Genomic DNA, 23,330 nt, shown 5'->3' with positions numbered 1-23,330 from the left:
AAGGACCAGGTTCATGTCTACTGCCATCGACCTTGCTGTCACCTCCGATTCCACCCCCGACCTCGACAATGCAGCCGCCGAGGCATCCGTCGCGGTCGAACCATCGGCGATCGTTGAAACGCCTGCGAATTTCCCCACGCCCGCGCAGGAAGCGTTGATGTTGCCGCCCGGCGACCTGCTCATCGATGACAACGTCCGAAAGACGTTCGACCTCGGCGATCACCCCGATGTCACCGAATCGATCCGGCGCCGCGGAGTCGAGTCACCGGTCAAGGCCTATCGGGAACTCGATGGCACGATCACCGTGATCGAAGGGCAGGTACGGGTTCTCACCGCGCTGGCCTTCGACCTGCCGCGGGTCCCGGTCTGGGTCACCCCGGCCCCGGCGGTGTCCCCGGCAGAGCGTGCGATCAACCGTATCGCCGAGCAGATCAACGCCAACGACTGCCGTATCCCGTTGACCGACGGTGACCGTGCGGCCGGGATGACTCAAATGTTCGCCTTCGGGGCATCGCTGACCCGGATCAGTCAGGAGATCGGCCGCAAACGCGATCACGTCAAACTCGCGGTCAGCGTCGGCGGCAGCGACACCGCTTGCCGGGCAGTCGATTCCGGTCAGCTCGACTTCGAGCAGGCCGCGATCCTCGCCGAGTACGAGAAGGTCAGTGACACCGACGCGGTCGCGCGTCTGCTGGCCACCTCACGGTCGATGTTCGCCTACGAGGCCAAGCGCATCGCGGGCGATCGCGCCGAAGCACGGCAACGGTTCCTCGAATCGCTGTCCTATGCCGCGCACGGCTTCGGGGTACTCACCAGTGAACCCGCTGACGACAACGACCGGTTCATCAACTACGAGCGCCTGCGCATCGCCGACGGTCGCGACATCACCGCCGACGACCTGGACGCCACCGCCGCCGACTGGGTGGTGTACCTGTATCCCACCGATCAAGAAGCCCTCGTCGATACCGATACCGGCGCAAGTGTGGACTCCGACAGCGTCGATTGGGAAACCCAGGGCCATCCCAACACCGCGCCGGCCGACGGTAAGCGGCACGCCGACAGCGTGCACCGCCAGCCGGTGTGGGAACCGACGTGCTATCTGCGTACCGACCGGCTGAACGAGTCCAGGTTCGCACTCGCCACCGACTTCGACCAAGACACCGAGATCCCCAACAACGGCATCTCCGACATGGTGCAGACCGATGAAGTTTCCGTTGGCGGTGACGAAGCCGATGGCACTCGTGCCCCCGATGATGGTGTGCCGCAGGAGGTCGGGACCGCCGAGGACATCCAGCGACGGGAGGCAGCCGCGCGAGTCGCGGCTGAGCGGCGCGCCGAGGCCGAACGTGTCGCGAACGAACGTCGTGAGCAGGAACGCGAGGCCGCTCGGCGGGTGCGGGAGCTCAACAAGCAGGGCCAGGCCGCGCTCGAGGCACGGCGCGAGTACGTCACCGGCTACCTCACCCGCAAGACCCCGCCCCCGCTCGCGGCAACGTTCGTCGCGGAATCTCTCACCGACGAACCCGGTCTGCTCAGCGAGTACAACGCCGACCGCACCGCCCACCAACTGCTCGGCATCACCGGATACCGCAGCGAACTGCTCACCGCGATCAGTACCGCGAAACCCACACGCTGCCAGGTGATCACCCTGGGTCTGGTGCTCGGTGCGTACGAGAAGCGCACCGGCAAGGACGCGTGGCGCTTCACCGACCGCGGCGTACGCCGATACCTGCACTTCCTCGCTGACAACGGCCACCACCTGACCCCCGTCGAGCAGGCCGCAGCCGGCGATATCGATCCCAGCACCATCGACATCGACTCCTGACCCGCTGACCCCCTGACGGGCGGGCAGGCTCCGTCGTCTGCGGAGCTTGCCCGCCCTTCTTCTCTTCGAAGGAGTTCCGTTGTCCGCGAATCGATTCCTCGATGCTGCTCTGTCCGCGGCGGCACGGGGCTGGTACGTCTTCCCACTGCAACCCCACACGAAAGTCCCCGCGATCAAGGACTGGCAGCACCGAGCCACCACCGAAGAAAACCGCATCAGAGACTTCTGGCCGCACCAGTGCCGAAGCAACGTTGCCATCGCCACCGGTCCCAGTGGTCTGCACGTCATCGATCTCGACACCCACCACGGCCTCGACGGACCCGCGACGTTCTACCGGCTCGCCACCACCATCGGCACACGAGCAACACTGCTCACCTACAGCGTTGCCACACCGGGCGGCCGCCACCTCTACTACCGAGTGCCCGGCGGACTACTCCTGCCCAACACCGCCGCCCGGATCGCACCGGGGATCGATTCGCGCGGCCACGGCGGATACGTCGTCGCCGCAGGCTCACACACCCACGACGGCGACTACCGAGCCCTCACCACCCGACACCCCCGCGAACTGCCCCCGTGGCTACTCCAATTGCTCGCACCTCCACATTCACCGGCGCCAGCATCGGAAGCCGGTGCGCCACCGGCCAATCCGGACGCATATCTGCGCGCCATCGTCAGTGTAGAAACCCGCAAGGTCACCGCCGCCGTACCCGGCACCCGCAACACGGCCCTGTTCCGGGCGGCGTTCACGCTCGGCCGTCTGGTCGCCGGAGGAGCACTCGACCAGCACCACGCTCACGACGTCCTGGCTGGCGCCGCAGCAGTGCACATCGGGCATCAGCAGTTCACCGCCCGCGAGCTCGAGCGAACCATCATCAGCGGCTTCACCATCGGCGCGCGCCGACCCCGCCACCTCCCCGCGGCAACAACCAACAGCCGCGGCGGCAGCGCCTGAGCCACAAGCAGATCCGCGCACTGTCCGTCCGTCCATCACCGTATTCGACAAGGAATCTCATGGGAAAGGGAACCAGCAAGAGCACCGTGCGACATTTCGACCGATTGCCCGACGGCACCCTCGGTTGCTATCAGATGGGATGCACCGATCCCGCGACCCGGTGGATCGATATGGAGCGCTGGGGAATACGGCGCTGGCTCTCCACCGCCTACTGCGACAGTCACGGCGACTGGGAGCTCCGTGACGGCGATCACCCGCGCCGGGTCAGGCCCATCACCTAGGTCCAGCTTCAGTCCCGCTCCCTCCCCCGCCGTCTCGCTGAAGCAAAGAGAGAGGGGCGAGTTGGGTCATCGGGTGTTTCCCGGAGTCCCGGCGATCTGCCCCAAGGGGATCAGGGGTGAGCCGGGTTCCCGCCGATGAACCTGCGGCACGGCATGGGGACGAGCCTGCGCTGCGCTCCGGTCGCCGCAAAGAGCGCGGCGATCCCCATCCCGCGCCGCAGAACCCCCGCCGGCCCCTGCGGGGCCCGCCCACCCCTGATGGCGAAGCCGCAGATCGCCAGCCCTCCGGGGCAGCACCCGATCACGGATTCACCGTGATCGGGGTTTCGGAGGGCAGGCGGTCCGGTTCTCACTCATCCCTTCGCATAAGGAGTGCATTGTCATGTCCGGAGAAATCATCGTCACCTTGGTCGGCAACCTCACCGCAGATCCCGAACACCGCGCGTTTCCCAGCGGGCAGGTCGTCGCGAACCTGACCGTCGCGCAGAATTCCCGCGTCTACGATCGCGCGTCCAGTGAATGGCGCGACGGCGCAGCCGCGTTCATGCGCTGCGTCGTGTGGAACGAAATGGCCGATAATGTCGCGGCGAGCTTGCGCAAGGGCATGCGGGTCATCGCAACCGGGCGGCTGCGCCAGCGCAGCTACGAGGACCGCAACGGCGCCACCCAGTGGATCACGGAGGTCATGGTCGACGACATCGCGGTCTCGTTGCGGTTCACCACTGTCGAAGTCGCGACCGCTGAAGCAGACCAGCAGCCGCAGCAGCAACCGGCACGCCATGGCAAGCGGACGCTCGTCGCCGCCGCAGCCGGGGACCAGCCCGACTTCTGATCGTTAATCACCGGCGGTGTCCCCTGCCGCGCAGGGTGCACCGCCGCCGTTCAGCACCGAGCCCGCCTCATCGTATGCCGATGGGGCGGACTCGCTTTCGTCTCGACTCCGTTCGGAGGTGGCTTCGATGCCCGCCCACAACACCCCGCACTACCGTGCACCCCGAAGCTCACAGATCGCTCAGTCGCGCGATCTGGCTGCGTGGGCTGTGCTGATCCTTGCGCTCTCCACACGGCTGCGAGCGGCCGAACTCGAAACCCGCGCACTGGCTCGGCAGGTGCACGAGCTGACTCAGGTCCGTGACGACCTACTCGATGCCGCCGATATCCACGCCTTGTGCGCGCACGAGGAGCGGCTGATCGGACTCGTCCGTTTCTACGATCGTCCTGCACGCGCCGCATGGAGTTGATCGAGTCCAGTTCCCTCAATCCAGTTATCTGTCAGCAGGTATCGGCGTGCAATGAAGACACCGATACCTGCCACACCCACCTCACGAGAGGAGCGGTCCCCATGGGCCTGATCTGGCTGGCAGCCGTCGCCGTCCTGGCGGCAATGTTGCTGTGGTGGGTGTTCCCCATCCTGGCCCGTATCGCCGGATTCTTCCTCATCATCGACTCACTGCTCGCGATCATCTTCACCCCGGCGCACGCTATCCCCTGCAAACTCTCCTGGCTGGTGCTCGGTCTGCTCATCTGGCTTGCCGGACACTGGACCTCGGCGTTCAAGCACGGCATCTGGGACTCCCGTCTCGCCCTGCGCATCTTCGCGCTGCCCGGGCTGCGCCTCACCATCCCCCGCGCCACTCTCGTCCACATCGAGCGCGACACCTACCAGTGAACCCACGCCTGCGCACTGCCCACCGCGCAGTAGTCGTCGCACCCGCGACACGCTCAGCCCACTGATCTCGCACAGCTGGGCTTCACTCATCCCCCGCGAATGCAGCCGCCCCAGTGCGACTCCCGCGCCCGCTTCGGCGTCCACTTCGCTGCGCCGATAGCGCGCATTCACCGCGGCGACCGCCGCTTCCCGCCGCTGCGCTGTCCGTTCCCATCGGCCGTGCTGCTTGCGGAACTCCGCCAAATCAGCTTCGTTCGCTCGCACCAACTGCACCTGCGCAGCCAGCAGCGCCGTCGTCACCTTCCGCGCCCACTGACGCGCTGTCGTCTTGTCTCCCACCGCGCCTCCTCTCCGACTCCCCTCCGCTCGGCCCGCCCGCATTCGCAGGGCGACGCACCAGGAGATGAATCCTTTCATTTCACCGTTTCCAATATTCACCTCCCACTTTCCTCGTCATCAACCCTTTCCTCAACCTTCCGAATCCCGTTCTCCCAGTTCCCATATGGGTTCTATATTCAAACCCATCACACCTCTTGCATTTCCAATGCTACTCACGGGTAATGTCTCATTTAAGTTTACATTCCGCGCTATCTTCGATCATGTGATGACGATTCACCGCTTACACGCCGGAGACGGCTACGAGTACCTGACCAGGCAAGTGGCCAGCGGTGATCGCCTGCGAGATCGCACCCGCGACCTCACCGACTATTACACCGAGCACGGCACTCCGCCCGGAATATGGATGGGCCGGGGCGCGGCTGAACTCGGCCTGTCGGGAATGGTGACCGAGGCGCAGATGAAAGCGCTCTTCGGCGAGGGTTTGCATCCGGACGCCGATACCATCATCGCCGCTGCGATAGCGGACGGAAAGACCGTGAAGCAAGCTGTCGAGGCCGCGCAGATCGGCCGAATGTTCTACGAATTCTCCACCGAACCCTCACCTATTCGCGACATTTTCGACCGCAAATTGGCCGAGTTCACTTTCGCGTGGCGGCGGCGGCCGGACTGGGACGAGCGCACGATCCTGCGCACCGATGCCGCCCGCGAACACCTCACCGGTGTGCTCGGCCGCGCTCCCAGACGCGCCGAGATCGACCGGGCACTCACCTCTGAGAAGGCCGGCACCCGCAAGGCGGTGGCCGGGTTCGACAACGTGTTCACCCCGCAGAAGTCCATCAGCATCCTGTGGGGCCTGGGTTCGGATGCGGTGCGCCGCGAGATCTGGCAATGCCACCTCGAGGCTGTGCGGGAGGTCCTGGAATTCGCCGAATCCCGGTATGCGGTGACCCGCCGCGGCACGAACGGGGTCAGGCAGATCGATGCGACCGGGCTGATCATCGCCGCGTTCACCCACTACGACAATCGTGCCGGGGATATGAATCCTCATACGCATGCGGTGATTTCGGGAAAGGTTCTCGGCTCCGACGGCAAGTGGTCGGCGTTGGATGCCCGTGCGTTGTACGCGGCGGCGGTGTCGCTCTCGTGCCGCTACAACGCGACCATCGTGGGGAAATTGAAGCGGCGCATGGGGTTACGGTTCGAGGAACGCACCCGGGGCCGAGGCAAACAACCTGTTCTGGAAGTGGTCGGTGTCGGCGAGGAGATGGTCGCCGAATTCTCCCGTCGCGAGGACATTCTCGTGCGCTTCGAGGACCTCGTTGCCGACTACCGCAGCAGCCACGGTCGCACCCCGAGCAAGGTCACCCAGTACAAGCTCGCCCAGCAGGCCACCCTGCAAACCCGTGCCGGCAAACCATTGCCGAAGGCGCTGCGGCAGATGATCGGCGAATGGGATGCCCGGTTCCGCGGTGTGTTCGGCCGCGACCGGAGTGGGCAACAGTTCGTCGAGGACCTGTTGTGGGCTCACAACCATCCCGACGCACCCCGACCGTTCGCTCCCGACGACGCCATTGTCGAGATCGGTGTCGGGCTCGGTGGCGTCGCTGAACTGCTCACCGCCACACCACTACAACTGCAGCAAGCGATCTCTGACCAGCTCGGCCGATATCAGTTCGGCACACCCCAGGCCGTCACTGACGCGGTGCGAACTTTGTCGGCGCGGCTGGCGTCGGACCCGGAGGAGGCGTTGCTCGACCGCATCGACGCCATATGTCTCGCACGGCGCCGCGCAATGTACGACCCGGCGGGGATCGAGGTGGAGGTCACCGACACGGTGGGACGGCGCCGAGCCACTTGGACCGAAGCCAATATCCGTTCCGCCGTCGAAGACCGGGTCGGGCTGTGTGATTTCCTCAGCGATACCGCGCACCGCGCGGCCGTGGAAGCGCTCACCGTCGCTGTGCGGGATCACCATTCGATTCTCCTGACCATCGACCCGGATCCGGTTCCCGCCGTCATGGCCCGCGCCTCGGGGGAAAGCATTTTCACCGCCACCGGCACTGCTCGCTGGACCAGCCGGGCTGTCCTGGATGCGGAAACCCGACTCCTGGATGCCGCCCGCACCCCGAGCACTGTCACCGTTTCCGCCCGAAAAGTCGACGCGGCGATCACGCGAATTCAACGCGGTGGTGGACGTGTTCTCAATCCCGGGCAGCGTGCCATCGCGCGATTTCTGTGCACGGCCGCAACGAAATTCGCGGTCGCGATCGGACCCGCCGGCAGTGGCAAAACCACCGCCATGGCGGCCGTCGCCGCTACCTGGCGTGAGAGCGGGAGGGATGTCATCGCCCTGGCACCCTCGGCGGCGGCGGCCCGTCAGCTCTCGGCCAGTCTCGGTGTGCCGGCACGGACCATCCATAAACTCTTCGCCCAAGCCGACCACGGTGTCCCGACCGGGATCACGCCCGGGGCGATGCTGCTCGTCGACGAGGTCGCTATGGCCGCCACCTTCGACCTCGATGCCCTGCTCGCCCTCGCCGATACCCACGGCGCGATCATCCGGGGCATCGGGGATCCCGAACAACTCTCTGCCGTCGAATCCGGCGGCATCATTCGCACGATCGCCCGCGACAACCATTCACCCGAACTCTCGGAACTGGTGCGCTTCGCCGACCCGCAGGAGGCCGAAGCAACCCTGGCCGTGCGGGCGGGAAACGCGAAGAAGGCGTGGGAGTTCTACGAGGGTCATGGCCGCGTCACCCATGGCCTCGGCGACCAACTTCGCGCAGAGATATTGTCGCGGCACCTCGCCGATGCCGACGCCGGGATCTCCTCGGTCATGATCGCCGCGACGGTCCTGGACGTCGCAGCGCTTAATGCCGCGGCCCAAACAAGCCACCTGGCCGCCGGTCGCGTCCGCGCCGACAGCGGAGCAATCCTGTTGTCGGACCGGCACACCGGGTACCTCGGAGACACCGTCGTCACCCGCCTCAACAACCCGTTCCTGAAAGTTCTCGGTGGGCGCCGCCATAACACCCAGGTCGATAACGGCGACCTCTGGCACATCCATGCCATCCACACCGACGGGTCGATCACCCTCACCGGAATCGACCACCGCGGGCATGTCACCGTGCCAGCGGACTATGTGACCCGACAGGTCGAACTCGGTTATGCCGCGACCATCCACCGTTCCCAGGGCATCACCGTCCGCCACGCCTACACCCTGCTCAACGACGCCCTCGGTCGCGCCCTGGCCTACGTCGGCCTGACCCGCGGCACCGACCTCAATCAGGTCTTCCTCGCCACCGACGCCCTCATCGATCTCTCCGGCGACCAACAACCAGACGACCCGGGGGAACCCTTCCGCTGCTTCGCTCGTGTGCTGGCACGCGAGGACGACAACCGCTCCGCGACCGACATCATGCGCGAAGAACAAACCGCCGCCGACCACCGCATCCGCGTCAACTACCAACACGCCTACCAACTCCTGGCCGATGCCCGCGCCGAGCATCTACTGGGCCGAGCACTCCCCGCGGTGTTCCTCCACGAGGCCAAAAACTCGCCGAACTACCAGGATCTGCTCGACACCATCGCACTCGCCGACGCCCACCACCTCGACACCGGCGCACTCGTCACCGCCATCGCTACCAACAACCTCGAAGACCTCGGCGAATCACTGGTCACCGCCCGCGACACCGCCGCCGTACTACGCTCCCGCGCCGACCGCTGGATCCAACAACGACTCTCGCCCATCCCCAACCCGATCACCGTCACCCCTGTCGAAACCCTCACCATGACAGACTTTTCCGCTATCACGAACCTCATCGCACAACTCAACGCTCTGCCGATCCTGACCACGCCCGCAGCAAAACGCTTCCGTGCCTTACGCGATGCCCCCTACCCAAGCCCGTTCCTGCCGGTGCCCAGCCCATGGCGCGGCATGGACACCGCACTGGCCAACTACGCACACGAACTTCGGCGACGGCTCCTCGGCCCGAACGCCGATACCACCCTCCCTGACTCCGGTAATTGTCAGAATGCGCTGCCCGCCTCGCCCGACAATCTCCCGAACTCTGACGAACTCCAGCGCCCAGATCATGCCAGTAGCGTTGTCTGGCATGCCGAAACTCTCACTGCAACAGATAGTTACGACCCAATCGCGTTCATCGCACGGCTCAACACCGTTGAAACCCTCACCACCGAACCAAGGCCCTTGCCGGAAGCCGATACCGATCGCCGGCCTCCCTCAGTCAGCGCGGAACGGCTGGCGCGAATGCTCTCCGACTACCACGACTATGTGAAACAACTCGCCGACGCCCACACCGATCGGACTCTCTATCGCGCGATGCCTGCGGTCCTGCACCGGCTAGCGGTCAACTCCCGACACTGGAATGCCCTGCTGGACACCACCGCCCTCGCCGACGCCCACCAGCTCGACACCACCGCATTGATCGCGGCCATCACCACCGACAACTACAACGACCTGGGCGCTTCGCTGCTCCTCGCGGGCGACCCCGCACGCGAGCTACGCGACCGCGCCGACCTATGGATCCGCCACCAGCTACCCCTCTCCGAACCCACCCACGCAGCCGTATTCAGTGCCCTCACCGACAGCCCCTACCCCGGCCAGTTCAGGCCGATCCCCGACTACCCCGGCCGCGACGAACACCTCGCCGACTTCGCCGAGGAACTACGACACAGAATCGAATACACGCAGTCGCGGCAACGCACCGTAGATCCGAAGAACCCGACCAGGCCCCCGGCAACTCCGAATACAGACACCCGCTCTGTGGCTCCGCCGGGAGTCCCTGCCCCTTCGCCCAACCGCCGCCGCACGAGACCAGTTCCGCCATCAGCTACTCAACGAAACCGCCGCCGCTCCAGGTGAACCCGCACTCACCGAATCATGTCCACTTCTCGGAATACTCTGAGGCTCTGTAGCTTCCAAGGGATCCGTCGTCTTTGACCGACTATGTAGGTAAACGGCAGCGACCAGAAGCTCCACAATCTGACTCGTCCATGTCGTCCAGCAGCCTTCGTATTAGGTCTGCGCGGATACACATGCCACGCGATCGCTTGGTTATGAGCCAACCGGAAACAGTTCCGCACGTGCCGCTGCGTACCGCTACGTCCCGTCTGCGCAGGTCAGCGGAATATCAATCGTCCGCGGCGTCCGCCTGATCCCACGCCGTCCGCTGGGTCCCGCGCTGTCTTGATGCCAAATTTGATGCCAAATCCCCGCCGGTGACTAGCGATTTCCCCGGCTGTGGTTGTCGGTCGACCACTGCGTCTACGGTGGTGGTCGGTAGCGACAACTTCTTCGGCATGGCCATTCCGGGGCCAATGTGCCAATGGCGACCAACGGCTAGGGATTGCACCAGTTCGGCGCTATGCGGCCCACCCGTGCCGCAGGAATCGGCCATACCCCGCCCCGGTCCAGGTGCCGGGGGTGCGGGTCGTCCCGTCTGCACCTTCGGGACGCGGCGTCGGTCGACGGTCCGCCGTCTCACGAGAACGATGCCGTCCGCTGGAGATCCGTGACGTCGTGCCCCTCAGTCGTTGCCATACTCGGGCTCGAACCAATCCTCCAGGTCCTCCGGATCGACTTCAACGGTGAATCCCTCCTCACCTAGTTCGGACTCAACGATCAGCTCGAATTTGTCGAGCACGAGATGGCAAGTCGGACAGCTGAAGTAGTCGGCACTGACATCGATCTCGGCAATCGTTCCAACGAAGTGATCCCGCTCGTCAGCGCCGTATTCCGTCACCCGACGATCGACGATCTCGCTACCCTCCAACCTACCGATGTTCGAACATGCCGGACAGGTTGCCTCCGTGCTGTACTCCAGGACTGGTATCCAGCGCGGCCAAGCCTGCCACTTCGCCTGTTCACTGCCACTCATTCGCCCCTCCCGGAATCTAGCCAGAGACAGCTTCGCGGCCCCGATTCGCGACATGAGCTGGTGTTCGATGTTCTTCTTATTCTGTGCCAGATGGTCTTCAACGTTGTCGACGCGTTCCGGCCCGACCAGGAGCGAGATATCGGCCCCCTGCGCGGTCAACAGGATGTGCGCCTGCGCCCAAAACCTGGGCCACCATGCGTGTGCAGGGATCCCTGTGATCCCCGGCGCTGCACCATGAAGGTATTCGTTCCGCCCCGAGGAGATCTTCGATGCCTCTTCCTCGCTGAAGGGACGGAACACCTTCTGGCACCGCTTGAAGATCGTCGATGCCCGCGCCGTCGTGAAGTGCGCTTCTCCCTCGATCAACCCGGCCGCCTTCAGCACATGCGATCCGTCCTCTGTAGGTTCGGCAACAAGGATGGGCGAGACCTTGCACAGAGCCGCTTTGGCGAGCAGTTCGAGCGCCAACGCAGCCCACAGCTGCTTCTCGTCCTCGGTCCTGTCGTTCGACGGGTCCATAGCCCGATTCATGAAGAGCTTTGCCTTGATCCAGAATTGCTCATAGCCATACGGAGTCGTCACTTCAAAGGCCCCGTCCTGTAGCCGATCCTGGTCAGCTCACGTTCTTCCCCGTCCACGGCCATCGCACGGCCATGCAGAACCATGCGATTCCGCACGAGCAGAAGCTTGTTCGGCTCATCCCAGACATGCTCGTGGACATCGTTATACGACGTAAGCAACGTGAACGCTTCCCGCGACCGGCTGTCTGCCGGCGTCATGCAGTATGGATCGAACCGCAGCTCGTTGTCGTCGGCTGCACAGGCGAGAAAGGAGTCGCGACCGGTACCGACAATGAACACACCATGCTGCACGGGAGAAGAATGGACTACCTCGAACCCCGGCCTCCAGATCCGTGTGCCCGTCGAATTCACTGCCTCGGAGTGCATTACGACGAAGTCTGGCATGGCAGGGATGTGCGCGCCGTCCACGTGCAGCAACTGAGCGCCCAACCCAACTGTCGCGCTGATCGACCGAGCCGGGGCTTCCGAGGCGACAGTCGGCTTTAGCTTCGACACCGCAGACCCACCCCGTCTCGTCGCAATCGGTTCCCATCCACGCTCGTGCGCATAGCCTTTGAGGAAGGTCAGAGGCATCGTCGTCGTTGCCCATCCTGCCTCCGCGGTATCGACAACCAGCTGGTCGAGGACCTCATAGGGCGATGTCGGCAACCGACAATCTCCTTTCATTGTTGGCCAGGATCTGCCGTGAAAGACTGCTTGTCAGAGCGCGGCAGAGCTAGCCCATTATTGCGGCTCGAACCTGGCTATCCAATCCGATTTCAGCCAGGCCACACCCGGCCGGTTTCCCCCCGTGACGTGCTAGCGACGCGTACCTCAACTGACGTCAGGCATACGAAGTGCAGCCTAATCTGCACTCTCTTTGCCGAACCGAAACAGCGGCAGAAGCGGGCGCGACGCAGGTTCGGCTGAGAGTAGGTGCTTGCAGCTCAGCGACCGACATACCAGTACCCAGCGCCGTCGCGGAGCTCGCCCATGAGCTCACGCCATTGAGCGACTGAATGCGGTGCACTCGCGAGGATGATGCGAGGCCGGTGAGCGCCTTCGATGACAACGGATTCCAGTGAATACCAGGACTCTTGGTGCCCACAACGGCCGCAAATGTTCGGATTGAACCCGTGCCCGCGATCGCGGCGCTGTCCGAGAAGGGCTGCTTCCTCCGGACGATCCGCGGCGGTCAGCACGCCACGAGCGATCTCCACCGGGAGTTCCTGATCGGTAGCGATCGCCTCCACCATGCCGTCTCGACCCAGCGCGCGAGCCTCCACTGCCCACACCCAGTTCTGCATCGCCCCACATTCCCGGCACAGGTGCGGATACCCCATCACATCGATCAGCAGCGTCCCCTTCGCCATACCTGCAAGACTGCCACGGCGATCGACGATCAACGGCTGCAACCCCACAGACATAGCGCATCCTGAGACCGGAAAGCCGTTCCCTCTCAAGCCTTTAGACCTGGTAGCTAGCCACAGCAGTTCTCCCCACCGCTTGTCGGTGCCCATCGCTACGCTCTCGTGCAGCACACCACCATCGGGGGGAAGCCATGTATTACGTGCCGATCTTAGCGTTGCTCATCGCCGTGCCCAATGCTCTTCTGGCGCTTCACAACTACCGCGAGAGCGGGGGTTGGTTTCGAAAGCCAGGCAGTCGCGTCCGCATTCGACGGATCAAGCACATCAAAGAAGTATCGGACGAGCTGGGGCCAGACGACTGCCCCGATGAGGTAACCCAGGAGCTCGGGGCCGCACGCCGTGACCTCGCTGCTCTCTATGCGGTCACCACCGACATCAACGAGCGAGATGTCCAGGGCAACGCCTTATTGTTCGGGACAACGCTCGGCATATTTGCCGGGCTACTCACCCTCCAGCCAACCTTTCTTGGAAAGATCCTCGGAATCGTCCTCTACCTAACATCGATCACCTTCCTCGTCCACGTATTCGGCGCGCGACGCCGGTGGAAGTGTCGCCAACTTCTGTACGGACGATTCGGCGGACGAGCTGACACACCGGAACTTCCGCCTGTGTCCCGCTGGCCGTTCGTCTCACGGCACCTAAGTCAGACCCGCCTAAACGCGTGGCTGAATCGAACCCTGGGAGCAGGAAAACCGCGCCCGCCAGAAGACATCACCACAGAGGAGATCGCCGAACTCACCGAACTCATCGAGCAATGGCACACCAATCCCTGGTGGCGGCGGACACAGCGTGCAGGGAGCGCGACCACCCGTGTTGCTCGCAGGGCAGCTCTGCAAGTGATGACCGCGCGAACATCCTGAATCGGTTCGGCGGAAGCCAGCGAGGCTCCGGTGGCTGCATAGGCGAATCATGACGTTCTTCATCGGTGAACATCGACGGCGGTCGGAGCGAGCACGATGCGGTAAGGAAAACTGACGTCGCGATGGAACTTGACACCCGCTGTGGCCGTTTCGAACAGTGCGATATGCGGCGAAACAGTGCGTTCTGTCCACCGCTCACGCTGCCCGTCAGCCCCGCGCTGGCGCGGGTTGACTGATGTTCAGGGTCGGCAACACACGGCAGTTCAGCGCTCGTCAGGGGCTTGCCTCACCCGAGTGGCAAGCGTCAGGCCGAGCGCCGATCACCGATTTCGCCGTCACCCTGCGAGTCGTATTCGAGTTCTCCGACGACCAGCTCGACGAGAAAGAGCGGTTCGTCGACACGGACACAGACTCGATCAGATACTCGCTGACTACCCGGGCCGTCTCTCAGGAAGTACATGGACGGAGCTCTTCGATCATCGACCGACGGTCGAGTACGTCAGCCGATGGCTGTATCAGCAACTGACTCAACATATTCCGCAGCTGATCTACGTTTCTCTGGGTCAGTGGTGACCGGAACCGCTGGCGGAGCCAGTGAGCAGGGGTTTGAGCGGCAGGGCCGGCAGCCGCAGGTTGGCATCGGGCGCGCCGGTCCCGTCGGGATCGAGCAAGCCGTCCTGGTTCGCGTACGAGCTCTCGCCGGGTGCGGCCTGCAGTGTGGTGACGTATTTCCACAGACCTTGTACCAACGCGGCCCCGCCGAACAGCAGGCTGGCGGCCACGCCGCCACCACCCGCGAACGCCAGGATCGCCGCCGGGGCCGTCCCCAGGCAGCCCGGGCCGACGAGCAGACAGGAACCGAGTCCGACCACCGCGCCGACGAGGGCGCCGACTACGAATCCGCCGACCGTGGCGGCCAGAGACGCCATGGTCATATTGGCGGCGAAGGCAGTGAGCGCCAGCTGATTCTCCATCGGCGAGGCGACCGGATGCAGGCCGGTGTCCGGTGTCAGGACCAGCGTGCGGCCCGCATTGAGGATCTGCTGGCGGATCGGATGCACCACACCGTCCAGGTCGAAGGCCAGCGGTAGCGCCAGCACCAGCTGTGCGGCACTGTCGTGCGCCACCACGGACATCCGGTCCCCGGAGAGGGTGAAGGTCGCGTTGTCGAGAGTGGTGACGACCGTGCCGTCCACCACGGTGGCCTGGTAGCGCGCTGTGGCGTCGGGTTCCGCGCTCGCAGGGGTAGCCGCGACGGCGATTGCCGACGCCGCGGTGATGGCGACGAAAGCCGGTGTGCGGAGCTTCATTCCAGATTCCTTCCGATCTTGCGGGTTCAGTTGGCGGGCGCGGGAGCGGGGACGCCGCCGGGCTTGCCCTGCACGCTCGGCGCGTACTGGCTCTGGCCCGGTTCGGCGTGCATCGTGGTCCAGTAGTTGAATGCCGCGACGGCGGCCGTCGGTCCGCCGGCAACGATCAGGCCGGTCAGACCGCCGACCGCGCCGACCATGCTGACGATCGGAAGGACCGCGACCACACAGCCCAGGCTCAGCACCAGGCAGGACGCACCGGCCAGCGCGAGGCCGACACCGACACCCGCGACAGCGCCGATCGCGGTGCCGACGAGGCTGCCGATCGAGGTGCCGAGACTTACCGCGTTGATCAGGTCGTTCATGGCCAGCTGGTTCTCCAGCGGAGAGGCGACCGGCTGTAGCGCCGTGTGGGTGTCGAGCTTGGTTAGATCTGGGATCAGCCGGAGGGTGCGGCCGCCGTCGGCAATCTCCTGGGCCAGCGGGAAGCGTTGTCCATCAAGGGTCATCGATAGTGGCACCGATTCCAACGCCTGCCCGGCGGCATCGTGCACGGTGATGGACTGCTTGTCCTCCGCGACCGTGAAGCTGCCGTTGTCGAGCTTGGTGACCACCGCGCTGTCGACGATGTTCGAGTGGTACGAAACTGCGGGTGTGGTGGCCTCGGGGTCTGCGGTCGCGGTCGCGGTGCTGGTGACCACGCTCGCGGCCAGCACCGCTGATGCCAGAGTCGCTCGGCGAATGTTCATAGGTGTTCTTCCTCATCTAGTACGACGCAGACCTATGGCGACGGCGCTGCGACCATCGATCGGCTGTATTACTCGGTGAAATCGGGAGATCGGTTGCACGAGTGGGCATTCGCGCAACTGAGGTCAGACGACATATGGCCCGGATCGCCGAGATCGGATCTGTCATCCGAAACCCCAATGCCCTGAGTCACATCCCTATATGAGAGTGACCTGCATCTCATGACGGCCTTCAAGATACATGTTTGGCGACATAGTGTCTACTAGGCATCGTTGAGTTCGATAACGTACGATGTGTGGACATAGGTGGAGCAGTGACGATGGCGCCTACCTCGCCCGATGTCAATGCATGACATACGAGCTGTTACTGGACGTTTCGTCCAGCTTCATGCATCGTGTCCGGTTGGATATGCTGTCGAACAGTCGTCCGCAGCTGGAAGGGGTCTGGTGGCAACCGAGGATCGTCGCAGCCGCCGTAGTCGACGCGTGCTACGAGAGGCATTCGTAGCCCTGGTGCTCGAACATGGCTTCGCTTCGGTGACCGTGGAGGACATCACCGAACGCGCGGATCTGAGCCGCGCGACCTTCTACGGGCACTACACCGACAGGGATGCGCTGCTGGACTCCGTGGTTACGGAGCTGATCGAGGAGATGCAGCGCCGACTACAGCCATTGGTGGCGAATTCGGTGCAGGGCTTCACCGGGAAACCGGTGCTGGAATTGTTCCGGCACGCCGCTGAGGAGCGCGACGCTTACCGGGTAGTGCTGCGCGGTGAAGGTGACGGGCGCGCGTTGCGCCGTTTTGTCCAGGACCGCACCGCCGCCGCCGTTCAAGTGTTCTCCGCACGGGCGGGTGAGCTGGGGGTGACGCCGCGCCTTCCGACGGACCTGGTCGCGCGTGCATGGGTAGGGGAAATGGTCCAGGTACTGACCTGGTGGCTCGAAGAAGAGATGCCCCAGACACCCGAGGCGGTCACCGACGAGCTGCTCAACCTGTCGCTGCGCGGCCGCTATTGGGCTTCGGGTTTCGACGGCCAGCCGGCCCTGCTCGCCTGAGAACAAGCCGTAGATTCAGCTACTGCTCAGTGATGGAACTTCGCGCGAGCCGGACTCACCGATTTCTGTGACGACTTCGAATGAGCCCCCCGACTCCGCCGCGGCCCAATCGACGGCCTGGCTTGGCGCGCATGGGCTGCCGCTGCGATCCGCCACCGCGGATCGCAGCGCCATTCATCGAACTGTCTGCGTGACAAAGGGTTTCAGCACACCTGCCGATGGATGACCCCGAGCTCGGGGCGGTGTCCGCATACGAGGCCGGGCTCTGCCACATTGCCTGACGCGCCGCAGGTGAATGCCCGAGCCTGGGTCAGGTCGACTGACAAGGGCACCTGAGCGGAAGTCGGCAGGGTGACCTCCTCGCACCGTCGACCGAAGGGCAGAATTCGCCGTCGATCCGATAGCAACTGTCCCACAAGGCAATTCAACATTCGCAGGCACAGGAGGCTGTGCGCGCCGGTCGGAGCCGACGGTGATGCGATCACTTTTCAAGCACCAGCCGCAGACGCACCCGTACTGCGCGGCGTGCGGCAACAACGGTTCGCGATGGCGGCGGTCGCGCGACCAATCCTTAGAACTCTCCCAGGTTTATAGACATAACGTTTGTTTGTAGGCATCATGTCTAATTAAGTACATGCTGAGTAGTGAGACAGGACGATGCCGGTGAACAGCAACAGCGACTCGCAAAGCAGCCACGGCCCTGCACCTGCCTCGGTCGAGTGTCGGGCCGTCGAGGACGCACCGGCCGGACCGATCGACTACCGATTCAGCCTGGCCAACGAGCGCACGTTCCTGGCCTGGATCCGCACTTCGCTCGGGCTCCTGGCCGGCGGAGTAGCGGTGCAGACCCTCGCCGAGCAGTTCTCGACCCCTGGGTTCCGGCGTGCAATCGCTGCGGCTTGTGCCGGACTAGCGGTGATGCTTGCCGCAGTCGCGCACCGGCAGTGGAGACGTGTCGAGGCGGCCATGCGTCGCAGTGATCACCTGCCGAGTTCGGTCTTGGTGCCGGTGCTCTCGGCCGGGGTGTGCGGGGTTGCGCTGGCTGCCGGCGTGGCAGTGCTGCTCTCATGAGCACCACGAGTGCAGCGTGGCCCGCTGATGCGGGTTTGGCGGTGGAGCGCACCGCTCTCGCGTGGCGGCGCACCGCGTTGTCGGCGGTCGCCGCGCTCGCGGTCCTGGCCCATGCCGCGGTGCATGCCGCCACCACCGAGTTCACCGTCACGGCGGCTGCCGCCGCGGCGACCCTGGCGGTCACCGCGGCGTGCTGTTACCGCCGCAATATCGAGCTTCGAGCACGGCACCCGCAAGGGATCGGCGGATTCACCGCCACGGTCGCGGTGACGGTCACCGCCGTCGCGGTCGCGGCCACCGCCGCCCTCGGTTCAGGACTGTGAACACCGGATTCGAACAGAAAGGCTTGCCCATGTCCTATCCGGGCTCGGATGTGAACCCGTCGAACGAACCGGCCACCCTGGCGGCACCGGAATCTCGTTCGAGTTGCTGCGTACCCTCGCGCTCCGGTGTCCCACTCCCGCCGGCCGCACCCGTCACAGCGGCCGCGAGCTGCGCGACCGCGCTGATCACGTTGCCGGGTGGCGAGTTCGCGATGGGGAGTGAGGACCCGGACTGCTACCGGGGCGACGGTGAAGGGCCGGTGCGTCCGGTGCAGATCTCGGAATTCGCGATCGCCGCGCATACCGTCACCAATGACCAGTTCACGCAATTCATCACCGCGACCGGGTATCTCACCGATGCACAGCGCTACGGCTGGTCCTATGTGTTCGCCGGTTTCCTGCCCGCCGCCCTGCGCCGCGACGCCCGCCGCCCGGACGCCACTCCGTGGTGGTGTGCGGTCCCCGGCGCCACCTGGTGCGCGCCGGAGGGTCCGGGCAGCGGCCTCGACGGGCGCGGGAACCATCCCGTGGTGCACGTGTCCTGGCATGATGCGCAAGCATTCTGCACCTGGGCGGGAGTACGACTGCCCACCGAGGCCGAGTGGGAATACACCGCGCGCGGCGGGCTCGACCAGGCTCGGTACCCCTGGGGTGACGAGCCCGAATCCGGTACTCACTTCCGCGCCAATATCTTCCGTGGCTCGTTTCCCGCCCGGAACACCGCCGCCGACGGATATGCCGGCACCGCGCCGGTGGATGCGTTCGCGCCCAACGCATTCGGGGCCTACAACATGGCCGGCAATGTATGGGAATGGTGTGTCGATCGCTGGCACACCGACCACTCGCGCAGCCTCGTCGCCGATCCGCGCGGCCCGGCCACCGGCGCCGATCACGTGCTGCGCGGCGGATCCTATCTGTGCCACGACAGCTACTGCAATCGCTACCGCGTCGCGGCCCGCATCCACAACTCCCCCAACTCCACCAGCGGCAACACCGGATTCCGGGTCGCGCGCTGACCGCGAACCGTCCACCTCACAGAAAGGGGCACGCCGTGTCCGAACAACCGATGAACGTCCTCATTGTCATGTCCGACCAGCACAACCCGAAAGTCCTGCACGCAGCGGGCAATCCGCTGATTCACACGCCGAACATGGACGCGCTGGCGGCCCGCGGCACCCGCTTCTCGGCCGCCTACTGCGCCAGTCCGATCTGCGTGCCCTCGCGCGCCGCGTTCGCCACGGGCCTGTATCCGCACCAGACCGGGAACTGGGACAACGCGATGGGCTACGACGGCACGACACCGGGGTGGGGGCACGAGTTGCAGCGCGCCGGGCGCCGTGTCGAATCGATCGGAAAACTGCACTACCGCAATGCTTCCGACCCCACCGGGTTCGATGTCCAGCACCTGCCGATGCATCTCAAGGACGGTATCGGGCAGGTGTGGGGGTCGGTGCGCGATCCGCTGCCCCGCCGGGACAACGCGCCACTGATGGTGTCGATCTCCGGTGGTGCGGAATCGGATTACACCCGCTACGACGCCGCCGTGACCGATCGAACCTGCGCCTGGCTGACCGATGAGGACAACCGCCGCGAACCGTGGGTGCTCTACACCGGGCTGCTGGCCCCGCACTTTCCGTATCTGGCGCCACCGGAGTTCTTCGACATGTACGACCCCGACCGAATGCCCACTCCGACAATGCGTCCCGAGCACGGGCACACACGCCACCCGTGGGTGGAGACCTTCGCCGGTGTCCTGCCGGGGCTGGACGCTGCCAATACCGAGGAGGAACGCCGCCGCGCCGCAGCCGCCTACTACGCGCTGGTCACCTATACCGACCACAATCTCGGCCGCATTCTCACCGCGCTCGAGGCCAGCGGCCAGGCCGGCAATACGGTGGTGGTCTACACCAGCGACCATGGCGATATGGTCGGCAGCCGCGGCCTGTGGGGCAAATCCCTGATGTACACCGAATCTTCCGGTGTCCCACTGATCATGGCCGGTCCCGGCGTCCCCGCCGGTCACGTCTGCGACACTCCCGCCAGCCTGATCGACCTGTACCCGACCATCCTCGAGGCCGCCGGAGTCACCCCGTCCGCTACCGGACGCCCAGGTGTCTCGCTACGCGAACTCGCCACCGCCGACACCGATCCAGGGCGGGCGGTGTTCAGCGAATACCACGCGATGGGCGCGCCGAGTGCTGCGTTCCTGATCCGCAAGGGTGATTACGTCCTGCACTACTACGTCGGCTACGAGCCCGAACTCTACGACCTCGCCGCCGACCCCGATCAGACCCGTGATCTGGCAGCTGATCCCGCGCACACCGACGTGGTCATCGATTTGATCGCCGAGCTGACCGGTGTGCTGGACCCGGAATCGACCGAAGCCGTCGACAAGCGCGCCAAAGCCGACCAGGCGGAACTGATCGATCGGTTCGGCGGACCCGAAGCCGCCGCAGCCCTCGGCACTCCCGGCGAAACACCTCCTCCGGCCCTGACCGACTGATCGAAGGTGTTGGCCCCGTGAACAATCCAACCTTGCCCGACCCCGCTCCGAGCGGCCCGGAATCTGGCGTCGCGGAGATACGCGCGAAGATCCGCGACATGGGCGGTAGCCGTCATCTCATCGACGGCACCGCACCGATCCTCGGCTATGTCCTCGGCTTCGCCGTGCACGGCATCGCCACCGGGATTATCGCCGCCGTGCTGACCGCGCTGATAGTCGGCGCTGTCCGGCTGCGCCACGGCGACCGTCCGAAGGTCGTCGCAGTCTCCGCCGCCCTCGTCGTCGTGTTCTCCGCGATCGCAGCCACCACCGGAGAAGGCCGCGACTTCTTCCTGCCACCGCTGATCCTCTACGCCGTCGTCACCCTCGCGTGCGGTATCAGCCTGGCTACCACGACACCACTGACATTGCCGATCTGCCGCAGGCTCCGCCTCGAACCCGGCGACCCTGCCGGACGGGTCCGGCTGCATCGCCGTGTCACCGCCGCATGGGCGGTGTTCGGTGCGGTGCACCTCGTGATCATGGGACCGGTCTATGTCGCCGGAAACGTCGTCCTACTGGGCACATTGGCGCTGATCCTCAACAAACCCGCCCTGCTGGCCGCTATCGCCGGCACCTGGGTCTGGGTGCGCCGCGCCGCCCCGTCCGAGCGCTGATCAACCCACATATTCACGACAGGACATACCCAGAGGAGTTCGACCATGACCCAGAGTTTGCCCGCAGAACTTGCCGCCGCGGTCGGACCGCAAGCCACGACCGCGCAGATTCCGCTCCCGCCGACCTTCGAATCCGTGCAGGACGAACGCCGGTACCGTAAACAGCAACTGGCTGCGGGATTCCGGCTGTTCGGCCGATTCGGCTTCAGCGAAGGAGTCGCCGGGCACATCACCGTGCGCGACCCGGAGAACCCGGGATGGTTCTGGGTCAACCCCTTCGGGATGAGCTTCCACCACATCACCGCCTCCGACCTGATCATGGTCGACCATCAGGGCACCGTGCTCGTGGGTAACGCCCTGGTCAATCGGGCGGCGTTCGTGATCCACTCGCAGGTGCACAAGGCGCGCCCGGACGCGATCGCGGCGGCACACTCACATTCGATTCACGGGAAAGCGTTCTCGACACTGGGAATCAAGCTGGACCCGATCACGCAGGACGCGTGCGCGTTCTACCGAGACCACGGCCTCTACACCGACTATCTCGGTGTGGTGAGCGAGATGGACGAAGGCGAGCGCATCGCCGCCGCCCTCGGAAACGACAAGGCCGCGATCCTGCAGAACCACGGCCTGCTCACCGTCGGCCAGTCCGTCGCCGAGGCGGTGTGGTGGTTCATCACAATGGAACGCTCATGCCAGGCACAGCTTTTGGCGATGGCCGCGGGCACACCGAAACTCATCGACCACGACGTGGCAGCCACCAGCCACGCCCAACTCGGCAGCTCGCTGGCGGGCTGGTTTCAGGCGCAACCGTTATTCGAGCAGATCCTGCGCAGCGAGCCCGACCTACTGGACTGACCAAGCAGCCACAATTCGCGCTGTCCAGCGACACAGATACGACTGGGCGATGCCCAGTCGTATCTGCGACATCGAGTAGCCCCAGGCTGCGACCAAGGCCCGCAAAAGTGACCGGCCCGAGGTCATCGCCGTCTCTACGCCCCCGAGAGACGTGGGAACCGGGCGAAAAGCCCGCCGTGACCCGTTCACCCGGCGATACTGTCGATCCCAGGGTCGAAGGAAGTGGCGATGAGCTCCGCCGCGCGAGCGAGAGACGCCACCTGGTCGGCATCGACTTTTCGCTTTTGTACCTCAGCTCGGCAGGCGACGCCGAAGTACGCATCGTAGATAATTTCGGCCGCATCGTGAGCGCTCGCAGAGCCCTCCTGGCCTCGGAGATCGGCGATCGCTCGAACGAGCGGATGCAGCATCTGTTCACGCATTGCTGCCAGCTCGTCGGGGAAGCTCATTTCCCACCGGTAGGTATGGAGCAGGATCACTCGAGTTCCCGGCGACCCGTCTCGGGTGTGCGGGGATATGGCCGCCTCGACCCATGCGCGCACACGCTCGAGCGGCGTGCTCGCCCTCGCCATCTGTTCTTCGATATAGCCGGTTTTCCAGCTGGTTCCGTCCTGCAGTACGGCGATGATCAGCTCTTCCTTCGAGTTGAAGAGCCGGTAGAACGCGCGGGTTCCGAGACCAGCTCGATCGAGGATCGCATTGACAGGTGGATCAACCTGCCCGGTTTCGGCGATGAGACCGGCGCAAGCCTGGATCAGACGTTGAGCCTCCGCGAAATATTCGCCGCGTTGCTTGTCGAACACCCGCTCGATCACCGCGGTAGCGATGGGGTTCGCGCGCGACTGTTCCGTCGACGCCAATTTGCTGGCCTCCAATCCTTGAAAACACTGTTTTCGCAACTGAGTATAGCCCTAATCACAGGTAGGGCGCATGCCATCGGTGTCCGCAGAGTGGATACTGGGGGTTGACAATGGCATTTTCAGCCCCGACT

The 23,330-nt window shown here is 64.8% G+C and carries 21 protein-coding genes; 15 read left to right on the top strand and 6 right to left on the bottom strand.

The window, feature by feature from the left end; genetic code table 11:
• Positions 1 to 13 precede the first annotated feature (13 nt).
• The 7 genes from OG326_RS21750 (at position 14) to mobF (ending at position 9,954) form a co-directional block, all read left to right on the top strand.
• A complete protein-coding gene (locus OG326_RS21750; protein WP_327138936.1) occupies positions 14 to 1,825 on the top strand; it encodes a ParB/RepB/Spo0J family partition protein in 1,812 nt (603 codons plus the stop codon).
• A 79-nt stretch (positions 1,826 to 1,904) separates the two neighbouring features.
• On the top strand, positions 1,905 to 2,777 hold the full coding sequence (locus tag OG326_RS21745; RefSeq protein WP_327138935.1) for a bifunctional DNA primase/polymerase: 873 nt from the start codon (positions 1,905 to 1,907) through the stop codon (positions 2,775 to 2,777).
• A 59-nt stretch (positions 2,778 to 2,836) separates the two neighbouring features.
• Positions 2,837 to 3,058, top strand: coding sequence for a hypothetical protein (locus OG326_RS21740; RefSeq protein WP_327138934.1), 222 nt, complete (start codon positions 2,837 to 2,839; stop codon positions 3,056 to 3,058).
• A gap of 382 nt (positions 3,059 to 3,440) precedes the next feature.
• Positions 3,441 to 3,890: a single-stranded DNA-binding protein gene (gene ssb / locus OG326_RS21735; RefSeq protein WP_327138933.1), complete on the top strand. Its 450-nt coding sequence runs from the start codon at positions 3,441 to 3,443 to the stop codon at positions 3,888 to 3,890.
• Positions 3,891 to 4,017: 127 nt separating this feature from the next.
• A complete protein-coding gene (locus tag OG326_RS21730; protein ID WP_327138932.1) occupies positions 4,018 to 4,299 on the top strand; it encodes a hypothetical protein in 282 nt (93 codons plus the stop codon).
• 101 nt (positions 4,300 to 4,400) lie between these two features.
• Positions 4,401 to 4,727 (top strand): hypothetical protein, encoded by a 327-nt coding sequence (locus tag OG326_RS21725; protein WP_327138931.1) that lies wholly within the window; start codon positions 4,401 to 4,403, stop codon positions 4,725 to 4,727.
• Positions 4,728 to 5,331: 604 nt separating this feature from the next.
• Positions 5,332 to 9,954: a MobF family relaxase gene (gene mobF, locus OG326_RS21720; protein ID WP_327138930.1), complete on the top strand. Its 4,623-nt coding sequence runs from the start codon at positions 5,332 to 5,334 to the stop codon at positions 9,952 to 9,954.
• Positions 9,955 to 10,618: 664 nt separating this feature from the next.
• Here the strand turns inward: mobF and OG326_RS21715 are convergent.
• The 3 genes from OG326_RS21715 to OG326_RS21705 form a co-directional block, all read right to left on the bottom strand.
• Positions 10,619 to 11,551 (bottom strand): hypothetical protein, encoded by a 933-nt coding sequence (locus OG326_RS21715; RefSeq protein ID WP_327138929.1) that lies wholly within the window; start codon positions 11,549 to 11,551, stop codon positions 10,619 to 10,621.
• Entirely contained in the window at positions 11,548 to 12,198 is a 651-nt protein-coding gene (locus tag OG326_RS21710; protein WP_327138928.1) for a hypothetical protein, read from the bottom strand. The genes OG326_RS21715 and OG326_RS21710 overlap by 4 nt, the downstream gene beginning before the upstream one ends.
• A 278-nt stretch (positions 12,199 to 12,476) precedes the next feature.
• Positions 12,477 to 12,935: a hypothetical protein gene (locus tag OG326_RS21705; RefSeq protein WP_327138927.1), complete on the bottom strand. Its 459-nt coding sequence runs from the start codon at positions 12,933 to 12,935 to the stop codon at positions 12,477 to 12,479.
• 155 nt (positions 12,936 to 13,090) lie between these two features.
• Here OG326_RS21705 and OG326_RS21700 point away from each other — a divergent pair, with 155 nt between their 5' ends.
• Positions 13,091 to 13,819, top strand: a complete 729-nt coding sequence (locus tag OG326_RS21700) for a hypothetical protein (RefSeq protein WP_327138926.1) — start codon at positions 13,091 to 13,093, stop codon at positions 13,817 to 13,819.
• 563 nt (positions 13,820 to 14,382) lie between these two features.
• Here the strand turns inward: OG326_RS21700 and OG326_RS21695 are convergent.
• Entirely contained in the window at positions 14,383 to 15,129 is a 747-nt protein-coding gene (locus tag OG326_RS21695) for a hypothetical protein (protein WP_327138925.1), read from the bottom strand.
• A gap of 26 nt (positions 15,130 to 15,155) precedes the next feature.
• On the bottom strand, positions 15,156 to 15,878 hold the full coding sequence (locus tag OG326_RS21690; protein WP_327138924.1) for a hypothetical protein: 723 nt from the start codon (positions 15,876 to 15,878) through the stop codon (positions 15,156 to 15,158).
• A 444-nt stretch (positions 15,879 to 16,322) separates the two neighbouring features.
• Between OG326_RS21690 and OG326_RS21685 the strand changes: the two genes are divergently transcribed.
• The 7 genes from OG326_RS21685 to OG326_RS21655 all read left to right on the top strand — a co-directional run bounded on the left by OG326_RS21685 (position 16,323) and on the right by OG326_RS21655 (position 22,339).
• Positions 16,323 to 16,931, top strand: a complete 609-nt coding sequence (locus tag OG326_RS21685) for a TetR/AcrR family transcriptional regulator (RefSeq protein WP_327138923.1) — start codon at positions 16,323 to 16,325, stop codon at positions 16,929 to 16,931.
• A 657-nt stretch (positions 16,932 to 17,588) separates the two neighbouring features.
• The gene (locus OG326_RS21680) at positions 17,589 to 18,002 is read left to right on the top strand and encodes a YidH family protein (protein ID WP_327138922.1); all 414 of its coding nucleotides are present in this window, start codon (positions 17,589 to 17,591) and stop codon (positions 18,000 to 18,002) included.
• Positions 17,999 to 18,325: a DUF202 domain-containing protein gene (locus OG326_RS21675; RefSeq protein WP_327138921.1), complete on the top strand. Its 327-nt coding sequence runs from the start codon at positions 17,999 to 18,001 to the stop codon at positions 18,323 to 18,325. Before OG326_RS21680 ends, OG326_RS21675 begins: the two co-directional genes overlap by 4 nt.
• 29 nt (positions 18,326 to 18,354) lie before the next feature.
• Entirely contained in the window at positions 18,355 to 19,341 is a 987-nt protein-coding gene (locus OG326_RS21670) for a formylglycine-generating enzyme family protein (protein WP_327138920.1), read from the top strand.
• 35 nt (positions 19,342 to 19,376) lie between these two features.
• Positions 19,377 to 20,828, top strand: coding sequence for a sulfatase-like hydrolase/transferase (locus tag OG326_RS21665; RefSeq protein ID WP_327138919.1), 1,452 nt, complete (start codon positions 19,377 to 19,379; stop codon positions 20,826 to 20,828).
• A 17-nt stretch (positions 20,829 to 20,845) separates the two neighbouring features.
• Positions 20,846 to 21,484, top strand: coding sequence for a DUF3159 domain-containing protein (locus OG326_RS21660; RefSeq protein WP_327138918.1), 639 nt, complete (start codon positions 20,846 to 20,848; stop codon positions 21,482 to 21,484).
• Positions 21,485 to 21,529: 45 nt separating this feature from the next.
• Positions 21,530 to 22,339: a class II aldolase/adducin family protein gene (locus OG326_RS21655; protein WP_327138917.1), complete on the top strand. Its 810-nt coding sequence runs from the start codon at positions 21,530 to 21,532 to the stop codon at positions 22,337 to 22,339.
• Positions 22,340 to 22,524: 185 nt separating this feature from the next.
• Here OG326_RS21655 and OG326_RS21650 read toward each other — a convergent pair whose 3' ends face one another.
• Positions 22,525 to 23,199, bottom strand: a complete 675-nt coding sequence (locus OG326_RS21650; protein ID WP_327138916.1) for a TetR/AcrR family transcriptional regulator — start codon at positions 23,197 to 23,199, stop codon at positions 22,525 to 22,527.
• Between the last annotated feature and the right edge of the window lie 131 nt (positions 23,200 to 23,330).

The sequence above is a fragment of the Nocardia sp. NBC_01327 genome (assembly GCF_035958815.1).
Lineage (GTDB): Bacteria > Actinomycetota > Actinomycetes > Mycobacteriales > Mycobacteriaceae > Nocardia.
Note: the sequence above shows the minus strand (reverse complement) of the source record. Positions and strands in the feature narration are given on the sequence as shown.

Coding starts and splice junctions, on each gene's coding strand:
- OG326_RS21750 (WP_327138936.1), top strand. CDS start 14: ATGTCTACTGCCATCGACCTTGCTGTCACCTCCGATTCCACCCCCGAC.
- OG326_RS21740 (WP_327138934.1), top strand. CDS start 2,837: ATGGGAAAGGGAACCAGCAAGAGCACCGTGCGACATTTCGACCGATTG.
- ssb (WP_327138933.1), top strand. CDS start 3,441: ATGTCCGGAGAAATCATCGTCACCTTGGTCGGCAACCTCACCGCAGAT.
- OG326_RS21730 (WP_327138932.1), top strand. CDS start 4,018: ATGCCCGCCCACAACACCCCGCACTACCGTGCACCCCGAAGCTCACAG.
- OG326_RS21725 (WP_327138931.1), top strand. CDS start 4,401: ATGGGCCTGATCTGGCTGGCAGCCGTCGCCGTCCTGGCGGCAATGTTG.
- mobF (WP_327138930.1), top strand. CDS start 5,332: ATGACGATTCACCGCTTACACGCCGGAGACGGCTACGAGTACCTGACC.
- OG326_RS21700 (WP_327138926.1), top strand. CDS start 13,091: ATGTATTACGTGCCGATCTTAGCGTTGCTCATCGCCGTGCCCAATGCT.
- OG326_RS21695 (WP_327138925.1), bottom strand. CDS start 15,129: ATGAAGCTCCGCACACCGGCTTTCGTCGCCATCACCGCGGCGTCGGCA.
- OG326_RS21690 (WP_327138924.1), bottom strand. CDS start 15,878: ATGAACATTCGCCGAGCGACTCTGGCATCAGCGGTGCTGGCCGCGAGC.
- OG326_RS21680 (WP_327138922.1), top strand. CDS start 17,589: ATGCCGGTGAACAGCAACAGCGACTCGCAAAGCAGCCACGGCCCTGCA.
- OG326_RS21675 (WP_327138921.1), top strand. CDS start 17,999: ATGAGCACCACGAGTGCAGCGTGGCCCGCTGATGCGGGTTTGGCGGTG.
- OG326_RS21670 (WP_327138920.1), top strand. CDS start 18,355: ATGTCCTATCCGGGCTCGGATGTGAACCCGTCGAACGAACCGGCCACC.
- OG326_RS21655 (WP_327138917.1), top strand. CDS start 21,530: ATGACCCAGAGTTTGCCCGCAGAACTTGCCGCCGCGGTCGGACCGCAA.